The organism is Microbacterium sp. 71-36, assembly GCF_001898305.1.
Lineage (GTDB): Bacteria > Actinomycetota > Actinomycetes > Actinomycetales > Microbacteriaceae > Microbacterium.
The window spans coordinates 1-17,633 of sequence record NZ_MKTP01000009.1 but is presented as its reverse complement, the minus strand read 5'-3'; the positions used below and the strand labels follow the sequence as shown (position 1 = coordinate 17,633).

General features: G+C 71.7%; 16 protein-coding genes and 1 pseudogene. 4 read left to right on the top strand and 13 right to left on the bottom strand.

The genetic code is table 11. The features are described 5' to 3' along the window. Positions 1-14 precede the first annotated feature (14 nt). Together BGO45_RS16165 and BGO45_RS16160 are read right to left on the bottom strand one after the other, a co-directional pair. On the bottom strand, positions 15-344 hold the full coding sequence (locus BGO45_RS16165) for a peptidase (RefSeq protein WP_292696191.1): 330 nt from the start codon (positions 342-344) through the stop codon (positions 15-17). Then, positions 341-1,564, bottom strand: coding sequence for an inorganic phosphate transporter (locus tag BGO45_RS16160; RefSeq protein WP_292696188.1), 1,224 nt, complete (start codon positions 1,562-1,564; stop codon positions 341-343). The genes BGO45_RS16165 and BGO45_RS16160 overlap by 4 nt, the downstream gene beginning before the upstream one ends. Positions 1,565-1,735: 171 nt before the next feature. On the opposite strand from BGO45_RS16160, the gene BGO45_RS16155 reads away from it, so the two are divergent. Then, positions 1,736-3,850, top strand: coding sequence for a S9 family peptidase (locus BGO45_RS16155; protein WP_292696185.1), 2,115 nt, complete (start codon positions 1,736-1,738; stop codon positions 3,848-3,850). Between the two features lie 177 nt (positions 3,851-4,027). After that, positions 4,028-4,870, top strand: coding sequence for an endonuclease domain-containing protein (locus tag BGO45_RS16150; RefSeq protein ID WP_292696183.1), 843 nt, complete (start codon positions 4,028-4,030; stop codon positions 4,868-4,870). 99 nt (positions 4,871-4,969) lie between these two features. On the opposite strand, the gene BGO45_RS16145 is transcribed toward BGO45_RS16150, so the two are convergent. From BGO45_RS16145 to BGO45_RS16135, 3 genes are all read right to left on the bottom strand, one after another. Beyond that, entirely contained in the window at positions 4,970-5,998 is a 1,029-nt protein-coding gene (locus BGO45_RS16145; protein WP_076490875.1) for a 6-phosphofructokinase, read from the bottom strand. Positions 5,999-6,092: 94 nt separating this feature from the next. After that, a complete protein-coding gene (locus tag BGO45_RS16140) occupies positions 6,093-7,157 on the bottom strand; it encodes a hypothetical protein (protein WP_292696180.1) in 1,065 nt (354 codons plus the stop codon). A gap of 75 nt (positions 7,158-7,232) precedes the next feature. After that, on the bottom strand, positions 7,233-9,389 hold the full coding sequence (locus BGO45_RS16135; RefSeq protein WP_076490877.1) for a DEAD/DEAH box helicase: 2,157 nt from the start codon (positions 9,387-9,389) through the stop codon (positions 7,233-7,235). Positions 9,390-9,632: 243 nt separating this feature from the next. On the opposite strand from BGO45_RS16135, the gene BGO45_RS16130 reads away from it, so the two are divergent. Further along, positions 9,633-11,000 carry an MFS transporter gene (locus tag BGO45_RS16130; RefSeq protein WP_076490878.1) on the top strand — a complete coding sequence of 456 codons (1,368 nt, stop codon included), beginning with the start codon at positions 9,633-9,635 and terminating at the stop codon, positions 10,998-11,000. A 33-nt stretch (positions 11,001-11,033) separates the two neighbouring features. Here BGO45_RS16130 and BGO45_RS16125 read toward each other — a convergent pair whose 3' ends face one another. The 5 genes from BGO45_RS16125 to BGO45_RS16105 are packed head-to-tail and all read right to left on the bottom strand — an operon-like array spanning position 11,034 to position 14,201. Beyond that, positions 11,034-11,978, bottom strand: a complete 945-nt coding sequence (locus BGO45_RS16125) for a bifunctional riboflavin kinase/FAD synthetase (protein WP_292696175.1) — start codon at positions 11,976-11,978, stop codon at positions 11,034-11,036. Beyond that, positions 11,975-12,394 carry a hypothetical protein gene (locus BGO45_RS16120; RefSeq protein ID WP_076490880.1) on the bottom strand — a complete coding sequence of 140 codons (420 nt, stop codon included), beginning with the start codon at positions 12,392-12,394 and terminating at the stop codon, positions 11,975-11,977. The genes BGO45_RS16125 and BGO45_RS16120 overlap by 4 nt, the downstream gene beginning before the upstream one ends. Positions 12,395-12,439: 45 nt before the next feature. Further along, positions 12,440-12,808, bottom strand: coding sequence for a hypothetical protein (locus BGO45_RS16115; RefSeq protein WP_076490881.1), 369 nt, complete (start codon positions 12,806-12,808; stop codon positions 12,440-12,442). Continuing rightward, a complete protein-coding gene (gene truB / locus BGO45_RS16110) occupies positions 12,805-13,698 on the bottom strand; it encodes a tRNA pseudouridine(55) synthase TruB (protein ID WP_292696171.1) in 894 nt (297 codons plus the stop codon). The genes BGO45_RS16115 and truB overlap by 4 nt, the downstream gene beginning before the upstream one ends. Next, on the bottom strand, positions 13,698-14,201 hold the full coding sequence (locus BGO45_RS16105) for a hypothetical protein (protein ID WP_292696169.1): 504 nt from the start codon (positions 14,199-14,201) through the stop codon (positions 13,698-13,700). The genes truB and BGO45_RS16105 overlap by 1 nt, the downstream gene beginning before the upstream one ends. A 300-nt stretch (positions 14,202-14,501) precedes the next feature. On the opposite strand from BGO45_RS16105, the gene BGO45_RS16100 reads away from it, so the two are divergent. Then, positions 14,502-15,368: an A/G-specific adenine glycosylase gene (locus BGO45_RS16100; protein WP_292696167.1), complete on the top strand. Its 867-nt coding sequence runs from the start codon at positions 14,502-14,504 to the stop codon at positions 15,366-15,368. Between the two features lie 117 nt (positions 15,369-15,485). Here BGO45_RS16100 and BGO45_RS16095 read toward each other — a convergent pair whose 3' ends face one another. From BGO45_RS16095 to BGO45_RS16085, 3 genes and pseudogenes are all read right to left on the bottom strand, one after another. Further along, positions 15,486-16,472: a CPBP family intramembrane glutamic endopeptidase gene (locus tag BGO45_RS16095; protein ID WP_292696164.1), complete on the bottom strand. Its 987-nt coding sequence runs from the start codon at positions 16,470-16,472 to the stop codon at positions 15,486-15,488. Between the two features lie 227 nt (positions 16,473-16,699). Next, positions 16,700-17,158, bottom strand: coding sequence for a 30S ribosome-binding factor RbfA (gene rbfA, locus BGO45_RS16090; RefSeq protein WP_292696162.1), 459 nt, complete (start codon positions 17,156-17,158; stop codon positions 16,700-16,702). 198 nt (positions 17,159-17,356) lie between these two features. Further along, positions 17,357-17,633 (bottom strand): annotated as a pseudogene (locus BGO45_RS16085) (translation initiation factor IF-2); the annotation flags it as partial.

The window sequence follows — 17,633 nt, the reverse complement described above, 5'->3', positions numbered from 1 at the left end:
TCCGACACGGTGCGTCAGTGATGGAAGAGGATCAGGAGCAGTGCGCCGAGCACCGCCGCCGCACAGACCACGAAGCACGCGTAGGCGCCGACGAGGGCGACGCGCTTCTGGCCCGTGCTCAGCGGATTGCGCGCGGCAGCCTTGGCCACCGCCTTCTCGGCGCGGCGCCGCTGCTTGTCGGTGAGCACCGTGATGGCATCCGTGAACTCCGCCGGCGCGACCAGCGGCGGACGGCCGCCCCGGACGAGCAGGCGCAACCCGAGCGCGTAGAACGTCACGACGACCGCGGCTCCCAGGAGCGCGGCCACGAAGACGTGGAGGAAGGCTTCCCAGTCGATGGTCATGCGCGGTCGTCCTTTCCGGCCTGCGCGCGCTCGAGCCGGCGCTGGCGACGGGTGGGGCCCGGCTTGCGCGGCACCTTCACCGCCGCCCCCGAATCGGCGACCTCGCTCATGGCGTTCGCGGAGGTGACCTCGTCACGCCGCGAGCGCAGGAAGAGCCCGAGGATGATGACGACCGCGATCACGGCGTCGACCGCCACGCCCCAGCCGCCCAGCCACACCACGATCAGCGCCGCCGCGGCCCCCACCGCACCGGCCGCGGGAAGCGTGAGCACCCAGCCGACCATGATGCGGCCGACCGTGTTCCAGCGCACCTTCGATCCGCGACGGCCGAGCCCGGAGCCGATGACCGATCCCGACGCGACCTGCGTGGTCGACAGCGCGAACCCGAGGGCGCTGGATGCCAGGATCGTCGCGGCCGTGGACGTCTCCGCCGAGAAGCCCTGCGCGGGCTTGACGTCGGTCAGTCCCTTGCCGAGCGTGCGGATGATGCGCCAGCCGCCCATGTACGTGCCGAGGGCGATCGTGAGGGCGCACGCGAAGACCACCCACAGCTGCGGGTCGGTCTCGGACGATGACTGCCAGCCGACGGTGATCAGGGCGAGCGTGATGACGCCCATCGTCTTCTGCGCGTCGTTCGTGCCGTGGGCGAGGGCCACGAGCGAGGACGTGAAGATCTGCCCCCACCGGAAGCCGTCGCGGCCGTCGGCCTTCATGTCGTACCGCCGTGTGATGCCGTAGGCGATCTTCGTGACGGTGAAGGCGATGATGCCGGCGGTCAGCGGAGCGATCAGCGCCGGCAGGATGACCTTGCTCAGCACGACACCGGTGTCGATCGCCGATGCCCCGACGCCCACGAGCGTCGCGCCGATGAGCCCGCCGAACAACGCGTGCGACGAGCTGGAGGGCAGCCCCAGCAGCCACGTGAGCATGTTCCAGGTGATCGCGCCGATGAGGCCGGCGAAGATGATCGGCGGGAAGATGTCTGGACTCAGCTGGTCCTCGCGGATCATGCCGCCCGAGATCGTCTTGGCGACCTCCGTCGACAGGAACGCGCCCACGAGGTTGAGGCTGGCGGCGAGGAGCACCGCGACCTTGGGCTTCAGCGCGCCGGTGGCGATGGGCGTGGCCATCGCGTTCGCGGTGTCGTGGAAGCCGTTGGTGAAATCGAAGAACAGTGCCAGGGCGATGACCAGCACGATGACAAGGGCTGCGCTCTCCACCGATCGCTTTCCGTAGGGGGAAGGAGGATGCCGACGGGATCGGCGCGGAGAACGAAGAGTTCACCTGACATTCGGCCCAGGTTCACGGGGCCGACGACATCATTTCACCGGCATGCATCCTGGTCAAACGCTGAGCCGCCCACGGCATCGGGAGCCGACTACCGTGGAGTGGTGACCGACACCGACGCCCGCCCCGTCCCTCCCGTCGCCGCCCGCCGCATCACGGCGCGCATCCATCACGGTGACACCTTCGACGACCCGTACGAGTGGCTGCGCGCCAAGGAGGACGCCGAGGTCGTGGCCCACCTCGAGGCCGAGAACGCGTACACCGACGCCCGCACCGAGCACCTGGCATCCCTCCGCGACGAGATCTTCGGCGAGATCAAGGGGCGCACGCTCGAGACCGACCTGTCCGTCCCCGCCCGCCGCGGCGAGTGGTGGTACTACGGCCGCACCGTCGCAAGCGCGCAGTACGGCATCCAGTGCCGCGCCCCGCTGGCCTCGCCCGACGACTGGACGCCGCCCCAGCTCTCGCCGGACGTCGCCGTACCCGGCGAACAGGTCCTCTTCGACGGGAACGTCGAGGCCGAGGGCACCGACTTCTTCTCCCTCGGGAGTTTCGAGGTCTCCAACGACGGCACGCGCATGCTCTACGGCATCGACGTCGCCGGCGACGAGCGCTACACCGTCCGCGTCCGCGACCTCGTCACCGGTGAGACGCTCGCCGACGAGATCCCCGGCACGTTCTCGGGCGCCACGTTCTCGCCCGACGGCCGCTTCATCGTCTACACCACCGTCGACGACGCATGGCGCCCCGACACCGTGTGGCTGCACGAGATCGGGACGGGCGTGGATGCCGACGTGCAGCTGTTCCACGAACCCGACGAGCGGTATTGGGTGGGAGCCGACTTCACCCGCAGCGACCGGTACCTGATCATCGGCGTGGGGTCCTCGATCACCTCGGAGGAGCGCCTGCTCGACGCCGATGACCTGCGGGGCGAGGCCCGGATCGTCTGGCCCCGCCGCGAGGGCGTGGAGTACTCGGTCGAGCACGCCGTCGTCGACGGCGCGGACGTGCTGTACATCCTCCACAACGACGGCGCCCTCGATTTCGAGGTGGTGCGGGTCGCGGCATCCGATCCTCAGGGGCCGCGCGAGACCGTGATCGCCCATCGCCCCGGCGAGCGCCTGCTGGGCGTCGACACCTTCCGCGACTGGGGTGTCGTCGCCTACCGTCGCGACGGCCTCGCACGCCTCGGCCTGCTGTCGTACGCCGACCACGCCGTGTCCGAGATCGCGTTCGACGAGCCGCTGTACAGCGTCGGCACCGGCGGCAACCCCGAGTGGGCTCCCCCCGTGCTGCGCGTGGGCTACGGATCTTTCGTGACACCGGGCACCGTGTACGACTACGTCATCGACACCGGCGAGCTGCTGCTGCGCAAGCGTCAGCCCGTCCTCGGCGGCTTCGACCCCGACGACTACGGTCAGGCCCGCGCCTGGGCGACGGCCGACGACGGCACCCAGGTGCCCGTGTCCCTGGTGTGGAAGCGTTCGTTCGGCGAGCCCGGCGCCTCGCCGCGTCCCGTGCACCTCTACGGCTACGGCTCCTACGAGCACTCCATCGAGCCCGGCTTCTCGGTTCCGCGACTGTCGCTGCTGGACCGCGGCGTCGTCTTCGCGGTCGCCCACGTCCGTGGCGGCGGCGAGATGGGTCGCCAGTGGTACGAGGACGGCAAGCTGCAGGCGAAGCGCAACACCTTCACCGATTTCGTCGCGGTGGCGCGGCACCTCGTGGCATCCGGGTACACCACCCCCGACCGCCTCGTCGCCGAGGGCGGGAGCGCCGGCGGGCTGCTGATGGGCGCCGTCGCCAACCTCGCGCCCGAGCTGTTCGCCGGGATCCTCGCCGACGTGCCGTTCGTCGACGCGCTGACGACGATCCTCGACCCCTCGCTCCCCCTCACGGTCATCGAATGGGACGAGTGGGGCGACCCGCTGCACGACGCCGAGGTGTACGCGTACATGAAGTCGTACTCGCCGTACGAGAACGTGCGCGAGGGCGTGGCGTACCCGCGCATCCTCGCCGTGACCTCGCTCAACGACACCCGCGTGCTGTACGTCGAGCCCGCCAAGTGGGTGCAGCGCCTGCGCGAGGTCGGCGCCGACGCACTGCTGAAGTGCGAGATGGTCGCCGGGCACGGCGGCGTGAGCGGCCGCTACAACGCGTGGCGCGAGCGCGCGTTCGAGCTGGCCTGGCTGCTGGACGTGCTGGGCCTGGCCGAGTAACGCCGGGGATCGTTCCGGTACAGGGCCGCGGCAGCTCGAGGCGTCCTGTACCGGAACGATCTCCTGTTCTCGCGCGAGGCGCCACGGCTTCTCCCCAGCCCGGTGGCATCCTGATCCATCCACGAGGTGCGCGGTGACAGCGTTCGCGAGGCGGGGCGCGTGGGCATCATCGGGGGAATGAGTGACGCCCTGGTCGAGTTCGTCCGTCGCCGCGGCGGCGCCGCGCACACCCGCACCGCGCGCGCAGCCGGCTTCCTGCCGCACGCGATGGTCACCGCGGTGCGGGACGGCAGGCTCGACCGCGTCCGCCGCTCGTGGTTGATCCATCCGGACTGCACCCCGTCCCGCCGCGCCGCCGCCGCCCGCAGCGGACGCCTCACGTGTGTGAGCGCCGCGGCGGAGCAGGGTCTCTGGGTGCCGTCATCCGGCGATCTCCACATCTGGGTGCCGCCGACGGCTTCGCGAGTGGATGCCACGGGCGTGCGGCTCCACCGCGCCATCGGCCCCGTTCCCCTGGCACCCATCGAGCCCGTCGAGCACATTCTGAACGTGCTGTTCCACGTGGCATCCTGCGTTCCGCCCGCCGATGCCCTCGCGGTGTGGGAATCGGCGCTGCGACGTCGCATGGTCCACCCCGATGTCCTGGCGCGCGTGGTCTGGCGCTCCCCCCGCGCCGCGCGGGTGGCTCGCGCCGCCGGGGTGTTGTCGGACTCGGGGCTCGAGAGCCACTTCTGCGCGCTCCTGGCCACCGCCGGCATCCCGCTGCGCCAACAGGTGCGTATCGAGGGCCACGACGTCGACGGGCTGATCGGCGAACGGCTCGTGGTCCAGCTCGACGGATTCGCCTTCCACAGCGCCGCGAAAGACCGTCGTCGTGACCTCGATCACGACGCACGGCTCGTGCTGCGCGGGTACACCGTCGTGCGCTTCGACTACGCGCAGGTGATGTTCGACTCGGCGACGGTGCTCGACCGACTCCGGGTCGCGATGGCGCAGGGGCTGCACCTCGCGCCGCGCTGACACCCCGCGCGAGAACAGGAGATCGTTCGGAGACAGGATGCCTCTGCCCCGGAGGGTCCTGTCCTCGAACGATCTCCTGTGCTCGAACGCCGGGTGAGTTCAGCCGAAGAGCGCGGCGGCTTCTTCGTAGCGGTAGAGGGGCACGCTGTTCAGCTCGCCGAGCGCGTCGGCGAACGGCACGCGGATGATGTCGGTGCCGCGCATCGCCACCATCTGCCCCCAGGCGCCGTCGGCGAGCGCGTCGGCGGCGTGCAGCCCCAGACGCGTCGCGAGCACGCGGTCGAACGCCGACGGCGAACCACCGCGCTGGATGTGGCCCAGCACCGTGGCGCGGGTCTCGATGCCGGTCAGGCGCTCGATCTCGGGGGCCAGCAGCTCACCGATGCCGCCGAGGCGGGGACGGTTGAAGGCATCCAGGCCCTTGTCGCTGAACGCCTCGTCCATGCCCTGCAGCTTGAAGCCCTCCGAGACGACCACCAACGGCGCACGGCCGCGGTCGTGGGCGCGCGTGACCTGCTCGACGATCTCGTCGATCGACATCGGCACCTCGGGGATGCAGATGACGTGGGCGCCCGCGGCGATGCCGGCGTGCAGGGCGATCCAGCCGACGTGCCGGCCCATGACCTCGGCCACCATGCAGCGCTGGTGCGAGTCACCCGTGGTGCGGAGGCGGTCCATGGCATCCGTGGCGATGTTGACCGCGGTGTCGAAGCCGAACGAGTAATCGGTGGCGCGCAGGTCGTTGTCGATCGTCTTGGGGACGCCGATCACGTTGATGCCGTCCTTCGACAGGCGATCGGCCGCGGCGAGCGTGCCCTCGCCGCCGATGGCCAGGATGCCGTCGATGCGGTGCCCGTAGAGCGTCTTGGAGATGTTCTCGGCGCCACCGCGCACACCCTCGTAGGGGTTCGTGCGGCTCGTGCCGAGGATCGTGCCGCCCACCTTGGACAGACCCTTCACCTCGTGGCGGGTCAGCGGGAAGAAGTCACCGTCGACGACGCCACGCCAGCCGTCGCGGATGCCGACGAACTCGATGTCGTGATTGGTGGTGCCTTTGAGCACGACGCCACGGATGACGGCGTTCAGCCCGGGGCAGTCTCCGCCGCTGGTCAGGATGCCGATCTTCATGCTGGAACCTCGCTATTGGGGATGATCGAGTCGGCGACGCTGCCGCGTTCGACCTTAGTGCCCCACCCGCCGCGCCCGCCAAACGGGGGACGTCTCACGCGGGATGCCACCGGTCCACGCCCATGGGGTGTTCGGCGACCCACCGTTCCTCCGGCCCCACGTCGACCGGGTTCCGGAACCAGAACGTCTCGTCCGGAACCCACCCCGCGATCGTGCTGGCTCCCCCGTCGCCGAGGTCGATGATCCGTCCCGCGCCGGCGAGGTACCCGGTCACGGTGAGATGGACGCCGACCGCCGCGCGCGCCACCGCCGCCCAGTCCGGGATCACCCAGACGCCGTCGCGCCCCGTCGTCCAGTCCCAGACGGTGCGCCGTGACGCGGTGACGACCAGCGGATGCCGCAGGCACAGCGCCGCCCAGGCTTCGGGGCCGTCGATCTCGATGACGTCACCCGCGGGCGGGTCGACGCGACGCGAACGCGCGGACAGCCACCCGAAGGAGTCCTCGACGAAGGACAGGCCCAGCGGGCCACGCTCGCCGAGGCGGGTCGTACGCGGAAGAGGGAAGGGCGGCGTCGACCACCACGGGCCGGAGACCCCGGTGGAGCCCGCGAACCGAAGCTCGTCGGCTGCCATGTCCGCGCGCCACTCAGGGAGGATCCGTGTCGGATCGACGGCACGAAACGGCTCCTCCTCCCACGCCACGTCCGCCTGGTGTTCGCGCGCGAACGGGCTCGCCCACCACTCGACGAGGCCGGATCGCACGATGCCGTCCGCCATCCGCCGCAGGACGGGTCGCATCTCCGGCGCGGCCGCGAGCTCGTCCATCCCCGAGGGCGGCTGCCAGTACGCGGCCTCGTCGACCGCCTGCCACAGCGCGTGCGCGAGCGTCTGCGACGTCATCGCGGGCACGGGAAGCGCAGCGAGCGCCGCCGCCGCGGCGCGCGGGGACACCTCGGGCTCGACGAACGGCTCCGTCCCGTCGGTGAACGAGAGCAGCACACTCGCGCCTCGTTCGCGCCCGTGCGCGGCCCAGAACGCCGCCTGAACGGCCTCTCTCGTCTCGGGGGTGTCGGCGCGACGCGCTCCTTCGAGCAGGACCTCCAGGCACAGCCGACGCCCACGCGGACCGTCGATCAGTGCGGACGGATCGAGGGGCATGCCCCGACCCTAGCGAGCGTGCACGCCCCACGACGCACGAACGCCCCGGCGGCACCGGGGCGTTCGTGGGAGGGCTCAGGCGCCGAGCGCCTGCCGCAGCAGGTGCATGAGCGCGGAGAGCTGCACCGAGTCGCTGGACCCCGGCTCGATGGCGAGGCCGTCGAGGGCGCGCTGCGCCAGGCCCTCCTTCGAGTCGATGAGCTCGGCGATCTTGGTGTCGATCGTGTGCGCGGCGATGATGCGCCAGGCCGTGACGGGCTCGTCCTGGCCGATGCGGTGCACGCGGTCGATGGCCTGCGTCTGCTCCGCGGCCGTCCACGACAGTTCGGCGAGCACGACGTTGGACGCCGCCTGCATGTTCAGTCCCACGCCCGCGGCGGTGAGCGAACACACCGCGATGCCCACGGACGGGTCGGTGTTGAACGCGTCGATCGCGGCCTGGCGCGCCGTGGACGTCTGGTCTCCGCGCACCGACACCGCCTTCAGACCGGATGCCTTGAAGTGGGCCTCCGCGGCATCCATGACGTCGATGTGCTTGGCGAAGAACACGACCTTGCCGACCGAACGCTGAAGCTGCACGGCGTAGTCGGCCGCCAGTTGCGCCTTGGCCTGTCCGATGCGACGGACCATCGTGAAGACGTTCTCGGAGCCGGTTCCGGCGGCCTTCGACTCTTCGAGCTCGCCGTGCGCGACGAGGCGGACGATGTCCTCGTCGATCTCGCCCGGCGCGAGCCCACGGTCACCCCGGGCCTCGATGATCCGGCGGTACTTCGCGGCGAGACGCGCGCCGAGTTCGCGCTCGGCGTGGCGGATCGAGCGGCCGTACTCGTCGTCGAGCTCGACGGGGAGGTCGGCGACGAGCTTGTCGGGGAGGTCGGCGGCGACGTCCTTCTTCTTGCGCCGAACGATCCCCATCGAGATCACGGCCTCGCGCGCCTCGGGGTAGAACGCCTTGTCCGCGGGCGTGAGGCCCGTGGCATCCAGCTTCTCCATCAGCTCGGGACCCGGCTTCTCGCCGTTCGTCCAGCCGAGGAAGCGCCAGATCGCGTCGAAGTCCTCGACGTCGTTGATGAGCGGGGTACCGGTGAGCGCGAGCAGGAGCGGATCGCGCGTCTGCTGACGGACGCGGGAGGCCAGGGCGAGGACGTTCTGCGACCGCTGCGACGACAGGTTCTTGATGAAGTGCGCCTCGTCGACCGCGATGCCCTTGAGGCCGATCGACGACAGCCACGACAGGTGGCGGTCGAGGATCTCGTAGTTGACGATGAACACGTCGGCGAACGCGTCGATGTCGGCGCCGCTCCCCGAGATGACGGTGGCGCGGCGGTGGGGCGTCCAGCGCTGCACTTCGCGCGCCCAGTTCATCTTCACGACGTTGGGCACCACGACCAGCAGCGGGTAGGCCTCGGCGACCGAGGCGGCGAGCACCGATTCGGCCGTCTTGCCCAGACCCGGCTCGTCGGCGAGCAGGAACGAACGGTGCCCCTGACGAACGGCCTCGAGGAAGCGCGACTGGTGCGGCATGACCTCGAGCCCGCGCGGCGAGAGCCGGTCGAACTCGGGCACGGGGGGCAGGTCCATGCTGGCGGCCGACCCACCGGCACCGGTCTCGAAGGCCTTGTAGAGCGGGCCCATGAGTTCCCAGCCGTCCAGGCGTCGCCGGGGGGCGTCGCCGGTGCTGCGCGGGGTGAGATCGGGCGGCAGGAACGGGTTCGCCATCTGGCGCGCCTCGATGGAGGGCGGGATGACCTGCTTCTCGGCCAGCGCCGCCGGCACCACCGGGGCGACTTGCGGGGCGGTGTCGGTGATGATGAGCTCGTCGGGTGCCAGCTCGGCACCGGACTCCAGCAGCCAGTCGCGGCGCATGCGGCGCGCGACCGGCGACGTGGCCTGGTCGACCTCGAGCAGCTGGATCAGCGACGTGTCGCGCGCGGCGGTCTTGGCCAGGATGGTGGCCACACCGTCGAGCCGCTTGAGCAGCTCGGCGCGTGCGGCGTCGGTGATCTCGGTGTCGGCCTTGACGCGGGCGCGCTCCTCGCGGACGAGGAAGGCGATCACCTGGAACTTCACCCGGTTGGTCGGGCCGAGCTTGCCGCGTTGCGCTTTGGCTTCGACCTCGCGCACCTTGCGGGCGAGGATGGGGATGACGGGGGCCTCGTCGTCGCGACGGGATGACGAGGTCTTGCGGCGCCGTTGGCTCGAGCCTCGGGCGGCGGTTGCCGTGGTCGGCATGCTCCTCCTGAGCGTGTCGTCCGGACGTGTCCGGAACGTCCCGGCCGGTGGCCGGTGGATCAGTGATCCCGGAGAGTGCCGCGAGACTCACCGCCGGAGCGGCAGCGTCTGCGACCCGCGACGCGTCTTCACCGGAACGGCTCGCGAGGAGGCGGGTGACGGGATCGAGACCATTCTAGCGCGTCGGCGGGTGGTCCTGACGTACCCCTCCCCCGGCGATTCGACGACACCTACGCTGGGGCGATGGCCGAACCGATGTCGCGCGACCAGCGCGTGGTGCTCGCCGTCGCCGTGCTGGCATCCTTCGTGTCGTTCCTCGACGGCACCGTGGTGAACGTCGCCCTCCCCGCGATCTCGCGCGATCTGGGCGGCGGCCTGTCGACGCAGCAGTGGGTGGTGGATGCCTATCTCGTGACGCTCGGCGCGTTCATCCTCGTCGCCGGCTCCCTCAGCGACGTCCTGGGCCGCACCCTGGTGCTGCGGATCGGGCTGGTCGGGTTCGGCGTGACCTCGATCGCGATCGCCGCGGCCCCCACGGCCGAGTTCCTCATCGTCGCGCGGGCACTCCAGGGGGTTGCCGGGGCGTTGCTCGTACCGAGTTCCCTCGCGCTGATCACATCGACCTTCCGCGGCCCGGCCCAGGCCCGGGCGATCGGCATCTGGACCGGGGCGACCACCGTCGCGATGATCGCCGGTCCCCTCATCGGCGGCGTCTTCGTGGACACGCTCTCCTGGCGGTTGGTGTTCCTCGTCAACGTGCTGCCCATCGGCGCCACGCTGTGGCTCCTGGCCCGATCGGGGCATGTGGACCACCGACGCGCCGGGGCGCGCGTCGACATCCTCGGTGCCGTGCTCTGCGCGGCGGGCCTCGGCGGAGTCGTGTTCGCCCTCATCGAGCAGCCGAACCTGGGGTGGGCGTCACCGGTCATCTGGGGGCCGGGAGTGATCGGCATCCTGTCGTTCGCGGGCTTCCTCGTTCGCCAGCGCACGGCCCGCCAGCCCATGATGCCGCTGGACCTGTTCCGCTCCCGCAACTTCTGGGCCGGCAATCTCACGACCGTCTTCGTGTACGCGGCGCTGTCGCTGAACGGGTTCGTGGTCGGGGTCTATCTGCAGCAGGGGGCGGGCCTGCCCGCGACGCTCGCGGGCCTGGCCTCGTTGCCGAGCACGCTGCTGATGATCACGCTCAGCTCCCGGATGGGCGCCCTGGCGGGGCGGTACGGCCCCCGCCTGTTCATGACGCTCGGCCCCGTGGTGATGGCGGCGGGCGCTCTGCTGCTGCTGTCGGTGCGGCCCGACTTCGACTATTGGACCCAGGTGCTCCCGGGGATCGTCGTGTTCGGACTGGGGCTGACCGCGACGGTGTCGCCGCTGACCGCCGCGGTGCTCGGCGCGATCGAGACGGAGCGCTCGGGGATCGCCTCCGCGGTCAACAACGCCGTCTCCCGTGTGGCGGGCCTCCTCGCGATCGCCGCGATCTCGGCGGTTGCCGGGGGCGCGCTCGACATCGACGGGTTCCACCGCGCCGCGGTGTTCACCGCCGTGCTGATGCTCCTCGGTGCCGCGGCCGCGTTCCTCGGCATCCGGAATCATCTGTCGCGGCGCGACTGAGTCCGCGCGCCTCCACCCGTGGGCGGTCCCGGGTCAGCGCAGGATGCCGCGGACCCGTTCGACGTCGTCGGCCATCTGCACCAGCAACGCGTCGATGCCGTCGAACGCCGCCATGCCGCGGACCCGCTCGACGAAACGCACCTCGACGTGATGCCCGTACAGATCGAGGTCGGTCTCGTCGAGCACGTACACCTCGACCTGCCGCGTGTGCACGTCGTCGAACGTGGGATTCGTCCCGATGCTGACCGCGGCCGGATAGCTGATCCGGCGGGCGCCGTCCACGTCGATGAGCCACCCCGCGTACACGCCGTCCGCCGGCACGAAGCCCTCGAGGTCGGGCGAGAGGTTGGCCGTCGGATACCCGAGCTCGCGCCCGCGCTTGAGCCCGTGGACCACCTCGCCCCAGACCGACGGCGAGCGGCCGAGCAGGCGCGCGGCGGTGGCGATGTCGCCCGCCGCGAGCGCCTCGCGGATCCACGTCGACGACACGCGCCGGTCGGCGTGGACGGCACGGACGTCGTCGACGACGTCGACACGGAAGCCGTGCTCCTCCCCCATCCGCGCGAGCAGGTCCGGGTCGCCGGCACCGCCCGCGCCGAACCGGAAGTCGCGACCGACGAGCACGGTGCGCGCCGCGAGGGCGTCGACCAGCACCTCGCGGACGAAGTCCTCCGCGGGCTGCGCGGCCCGAGTCTCATCGAAAGTCAGCAGCAGGGTGGCATCCACTCCCGCGCGGTCGAGCAGCTCGAGCTTCTGGTGCGGGCCGATCACGTCCGGCGGGCACCGGTCGGGTCGCAGGACGCTCAACGGATTGCGGTCGAAGGTCACGGCCACGACCTGGGCGCCGTCGGCCGCCTCCACGCGCGCGCGATCGATGACGGCCCGGTGGCCGGTGTGCACACCGTCGAACTTCCCGATCGCGACGACCGACGGGCCGAAGCCCGAGGGCACGTCGGCCGGGTCGCGGAAGACGATCACGGGGCGGTCCTGCGGTGCCGGATCAGCCACCACAGCCCGAGGAAGGGCAGGACCAGCGGGATGAACAGGTAGCCGATGCCGTACACCGACCACACCGTCGGGTGCTGGAAGAGCGCGGGCAGGGCCAGGCTCAGGGTACCGACGACGATCACGCCCACGAGCTCGAAACAGATCGCGATCCAGGCGACGCGGTACCAGGTCGCGCGCGACGAGAAGATCAGCGCGAGCGTGGCCAGGATGTAGACCACCGCGGCGAGGGCGGAGAGCGAGTAGGCGACGGGGGCGTCGTCGAACTCGCGGACGATCTGCACGAACGACCGGCCGGTGGCGGCGAGCGCCATGATGCCGTAGACGATCACGAGGACCCGGCCGATGCCGGTCATTCCGCGGGTGCGGGCGGGAGTGGTGGATGCCATGACCTCCCCATCCTAGGCGGCCGGGCGCCGCGGCATCCGGTGCCCTCAGGCCACCTGCACCGTCCAGATCACGTGCATGCGCCACACCATGACGGCGACGGCGAGGGCCGCGACCCCCATGATGACGGTGCTCCACCGACTGCGTTCGATGAGCGCCCACGCCGCCCCCGCCGGCGGCAGGAGCGCGGCGGACACGAGATAGGTCCAGAACTCCAGCAGACTGCCCGTCGGCGGGTTGCCCGCGAAGGGCGAGGCGATGGCGATGACGATCTGCACGATCAGGAGCACCTCGATGAGGGCGAGCGCCCCCACGGTGACGTCGGACGGGCGGCGGCCGGCCAGCCCCGCGACGACCGCGATGAGCCCCGCCAGGACGGCGACCCCCACCTGCGTGAGTGTGAACCACAGGATCATCCCGCGACCTCCTCGGGCATGTTCATGACGCTCTTGAGCTGAGTGCCGCGGCGCTCGACGATCCCCACCAGACGCCCGTCGGGATCGATCGCGGCGGCGCGCTCGCCCGTCAACCGACCGCCGCCGTCGATGCGCTTGCCGTGGCGGAGGTCGCGAGCCTCCTCGGCCCCGACCGCGAGGGCACCGACGACCGCGGCCGCGGCGGTCGCCGGTTTCACGAGCACGGTCTCGGCGATGGCGTCGACGGAGACCGCGGCGGCGACGTCGAACGCCCCGATGCGGGTCCGGCGGAGAGCGGTCAGGTGACCGCCGACCCCGAGCGCCGCGCCGAGGTCACGGGCGAGCGCCCGGATGTAAGTGCCGCTCGAGCAGTCCACGACGACGTCGAGCGCGATCGTCGCCGCCTCCCGGCGCGCGGCCCGGACCTCGAAACGGGACACCGTCACGCGGCGGGCCTTCAGCTCCACCGTCTCGCCCGCCCGGGCGAGGTCGTACGCCCGGCGCCCGTTCACCTTGATCGCCGAGACCGTGCTCGGCACCTGGTCGATCTCGCCGCTCAGGTCGGCGATCCCGGCGGCGATCGCCGCATCGGTCACGGCGGCGACGGTCGTGGCATCCGCCCGGGCCGTCTCCTCGCCGTCGGCGTCGTCGCTGTCGGTCGAGATCCCGAGCAGCACGGTCGCCTCGTACGTCTTGTCGGCGCCGACGACGTAGGTCAGCAGCCTCGTCGCGCCCTCGACGCCCAGGACGAGCAACCCCGTCGCCATCGGGTCGAGCGTGCCCGCGTGGCCGATCTTGCGGGTGCCCAGGGCGCGACGCGCGCGCGCCACGACGTCATGGCTGGTGATGCCTCCGGGCTTGTCGACGAGGAGGATGCCGGGGCGTGCCATCAGCAGAAGTCGCCGAACACCTGCACGGGGTGTGCGGGGTCGGAGTTCTCGACGATGACCGAGGCGGCCGCCTTCGGGCGCGCCTCGCGGAGGTAGCGCTTCTCGGCATCCGGGAGTTCGGGACGCGGGGCGCCGAACGGCGGGTTCGCCTCGAGCCACACCGACCAGTTCGAGAGGCCTCGCAGGCCCGCGGCGTGGAGGAAGCGGCCGTCGACGACGAGGACCGCGCGATCGGGTGCGACGTCGCCGTCGCCGAACGGCTCGCCGGCACGGAACGGGGCGACGAGCTTCTCGCGGACGTCGCCCGCGTCGTCGGCGAGCGTCGCACGGAAGACGGCCGTGCCGTCCTCGCCGACCGCCGCGGCGAAACCGTCCGCGAAGGCCGTGGCGGCAGCGGCATCCAGCGCGTCGATCGCCACGACGAGACGTCCGTTGCCCGCGTTCTGGCGCATCAGGTCACGGAGGCTCCGCTGCACGGTCTCCACGGGGTTCTCGCTCGACATGCCTCCAGCCTAGGTCGCGCCCGGCCCCCGCACGCTCCCACCCGCCCCACGCCCGCGCACGCCCCCACCCGCCCCACGCCCGCGCACGCCCCCACCCGCCCCACGCCCGCGCACGGTCCCACTCGGCGCACGCTCGTGCACGCTTCCACCCGATAAACGCGATCGGCGACGAGACACGGCGGGCGAACCCGTGTCTGGCCGTGGATCGCGTTTATCGAGTGCCGCCGCGGCACCCACCGACCGGGTGGGGCGCCAGGCGGAGTCGGCGCGGGCGGGCGCGAGGACTCGTAGGGTGGAGGGATGCCAGGGATCGCCGCGCCGCTCATAGCGTGGTACCGCGGCAACGCGCGGGATCTCCCCTGGCGGAGGCCCGGCTTCGGCGCCTGGGGCACCCTCGTCAGCGAGTTCATGCTGCAGCAGACCCCCGTCGCGCGGGTCATCCCGCACCTGGAGGCGTGGCTGGGGCGGTGGCCGACCCCGGCGGACCTGGCCGCGGCCGGCCCCGCGGAGGCCGTCACGCAGTGGGCGAACCTGGGGTACCCGCGGCGTGCCCTCTGGCTGCACCGCGCCGCCGTCGAGATCCGCGACCGCCACGATGGGATCGTGCCGCGCGACGTCGACGCCCTGCTCGCACTCACCGGCATCGGCGACTACACGGCCCGCGCCGTGGCGGTGTTCGCCTACGGCGACCGGCATCCCGTGGTCGACACCAACACCCGGCGCGTGCTCGCCCGGGTCGTGGACGGCGCCGCCCAGCCCGGACCGCCCGGCAAGGCGGACCTCGCGCGCATGGCGGCGGAGCTCCCCGACGACATCGACGAGGCGGCGATCGTGAACGCGGCGGCGATGGAACTCGGAGCGATCGTGTGCACGGCCCGCGCGCCCCGGTGCGACGTCTGCCCGCTCGCCGCGCAGTGCGCGTGGCGCGCGGCCGGATACCCGGCGTCCGAGGACCGACGACGGCGTCAGGCGAAGTACGAGGGCAGTGACCGCCAGGCGCGCGGAGCGGTTCTGAAGGTGCTGCGCGATGCGTCCCCCGCCCCCGTTCCGCTCGACGACATGATCCCCGACTGGCCCGACGCCGGGCAGCGCGACCGCGCCATCGACTCGCTGATCGCCGACGGGCTCGCCGAGGCCGACGGCGGAGCGCTCTTCCTCCCCCGCTGACCGCGCGCTGGCGTACCGTCTCGCGGAGTGCACCGCCGGCACGCCGCCGCGGGACCGATCCGGGCGGCGTGTGGTCCGCGATCTCCGCGGGATGGCACTCCCTCGATCACCCCGTCATCACGACGGGGAGGGCAGGGAAGGAGACGGGTCGAGCCGGACGGGATCGGGTGCGAGCCGCGCGTCGAGTCGATCGGCGCGGAACTGTCCCGTCAGGACCAGGATCACGGTCACCGCGGCGAACACGCCCCACATCACGATGCCCAGCGGACCGGCGATCACCGGGGAGGGCGTGGCGGAGCCGGCCGCGATGACGAGGGCGCCGAGTCCCGCGGAGGCGTTGAACGCTCCGTGGGCGAAGACCGCGGGCCAGACGGATGCCGTCCGCAGCCGGGTCCAGCCGAGCAGGATGCCGAAGAAGACGCACGCCACGATCATCAGCAGCACGCCGAACGCGTTGGGCTCGAGGAAGTTGTACCCCAGCAGGATCAACGGCGCGTGCCACAGCCCCCAGAACGCACCCGAGAGCAGAAGCGCGGGCCACACCCCCAGCGGGCGGAGGGCGGGCAGCAGGAAGCCGCGCCAGCCGAGCTCCTCGCCGAACGCGAAGGGCGCGTTGATGAGCGCCCCGATCGGGATCGTGGCCAGTTGCACCGCGGCGAGCAGCGCCACCGGCGGGAGCGGGGTCCCCGCCGGGACCGCCGCCTCGAGGGTCTCGCGGAAGCCGGAGAATCCGACCAGGTCGAATGTCGCGACACCGACCGCCGCCACGACCGCGAGGCCCACCGCCACCAGGAGCGGGGCCGCGATGATGACGGCCACGCACGTCCAGACGGTGCGGGCAGCCGGCCGGAGCGGCCACATGCCCAGCTCGCGGAGCACGACACGCGCACCGCGCCGCCCCCGCGTGCGCCGCTGGACCTGGAGGGCTGCGAGGACACCGAGCGTCGGGGTGAACATCATGGCGGCGGCGAAGAGGCCGAGGAACGGATCGGCCAGCCCCGATCCCCGCAGCCACAGCGGCAGCGCGACGAGCCAGGACAGCGCGACGGAGGTGACGGCGAAGACGCCGATGGCGATCCAGTCCGGGCGAGACGAAGCGGTCATGCGCCGAGCCTACGAACGGGGGGATGCCACCACCTCCCCCGCGCGAGGGAGAGACGCACCTCCGCCCCCGGACGGACGCCGCGGGTCCGCGCTGCGGACTCTCCCGGCGACACGCCGATCGAACCCCCACACGCTCGGCGTGTCGTGCGTGGACTCCGCACGACGGCGCGCCGGAGACGACGAACGGCCGGAGCCCGAGGGGCATCCGGCCGTCACCGAGGTCGGCGTCAGCCGCGCGCGTCGTCCTCGTCGTCGTCGTCCTCGTCGAACTCGCGCGGCTTGACGTACGGGTCGGCCTCGCCGGCGTACGACGCGCTCGCGGCGAGTCCCGCGACCGACTCGTCGCGTTCGCGCGCTTCGCGCAGCAGCGCCGAGATGTGGTCGGCGTTCTCGGGGATGGCGTCGAGGATGAACTCCAGCGTCGGAGTCAACCGGGTGTTGAGGTTCTTCCCCACTTCACTGCGCAGCATTCCCGTGGCCGACTTCAGCGCCGCGGCCGTATCGGCCCGGTGCGCTTCGTCGCCCATCACGGTGTAGAACACCGACGCGTGCTGCAGGTCGCCGGTCACGCGCACGTCGGTGATCGTGACGAATCCGAGCCGCGGGTCGCGCAGCCCTTTTTCGAGGCGCTCCGCGAGGACCACCCGAATGCGGTCGGCCACGCGGGCCTGTCGTTCCCCTGCCACTGCCTTCTCCTTCTTCCATACCGCCGCGGATGACGCAGCGGGTGGGCGTCCCGTCGAGGATGCCGCCCCCAGCGTAGGCCGGAGGGGTGTGCATCTCCGAGAGCATCGGGGCAGGGGCCCCGCTCTGCTCTCGGAGATGCACACCCCGCAGGCCGAAGCGGGAGCCGCGTCCGAAGACGCGACCCCCGCCCGATGTGATCAGCCTCGCGGCTTCTCGACCATCTCGGTGGTCTCGATCTCGTCGCCGACCTGGATGTCGTTGTACTTGCCGAGTCCGATACCGGCCTCGAAGTCCGTGCGGACCTCGGTGACGTCGTCCTTGAAGCGGCGCAGCGACTCGATCTGCAGGCCGTCGGCCAGCACGACGCCGTCGCGGATGACGCGCGCCTTGGCGTTGCGCGTGATCGTGCCCGAGCGGACGATGACACCGGCGATGTTGCCGAACTTCGAGGAGCGGAACACCTCGCGGATCTCG

Coding starts and splice junctions, on each gene's coding strand:
- BGO45_RS16115 (WP_076490881.1), bottom strand. CDS start 12,808: ATGATCCTGTGGTTCACACTCACGCAGGTGGGGGTCGCCGTCCTGGCG.
- BGO45_RS16105 (WP_292696169.1), bottom strand. CDS start 14,201: ATGTCGAGCGAGAACCCCGTGGAGACCGTGCAGCGGAGCCTCCGTGAC.
- BGO45_RS16120 (WP_076490880.1), bottom strand. CDS start 12,394: ATGGCATCCACCACTCCCGCCCGCACCCGCGGAATGACCGGCATCGGC.
- BGO45_RS16150 (WP_292696183.1), top strand. CDS start 4,028: ATGAGTGACGCCCTGGTCGAGTTCGTCCGTCGCCGCGGCGGCGCCGCG.
- BGO45_RS16145 (WP_076490875.1), bottom strand. CDS start 5,998: ATGAAGATCGGCATCCTGACCAGCGGCGGAGACTGCCCCGGGCTGAAC.
- truB (WP_292696171.1), bottom strand. CDS start 13,698: ATGGCACGCCCCGGCATCCTCCTCGTCGACAAGCCCGGAGGCATCACC.
- BGO45_RS16130 (WP_076490878.1), top strand. CDS start 9,633: ATGGCCGAACCGATGTCGCGCGACCAGCGCGTGGTGCTCGCCGTCGCC.
- BGO45_RS16095 (WP_292696164.1), bottom strand. CDS start 16,472: ATGACCGCTTCGTCTCGCCCGGACTGGATCGCCATCGGCGTCTTCGCC.
- BGO45_RS16135 (WP_076490877.1), bottom strand. CDS start 9,389: ATGCCGACCACGGCAACCGCCGCCCGAGGCTCGAGCCAACGGCGCCGC.
- BGO45_RS16100 (WP_292696167.1), top strand. CDS start 14,502: ATGCCAGGGATCGCCGCGCCGCTCATAGCGTGGTACCGCGGCAACGCG.
- BGO45_RS16165 (WP_292696191.1), bottom strand. CDS start 344: ATGACCATCGACTGGGAAGCCTTCCTCCACGTCTTCGTGGCCGCGCTC.
- BGO45_RS16140 (WP_292696180.1), bottom strand. CDS start 7,157: ATGCCCCTCGATCCGTCCGCACTGATCGACGGTCCGCGTGGGCGTCGG.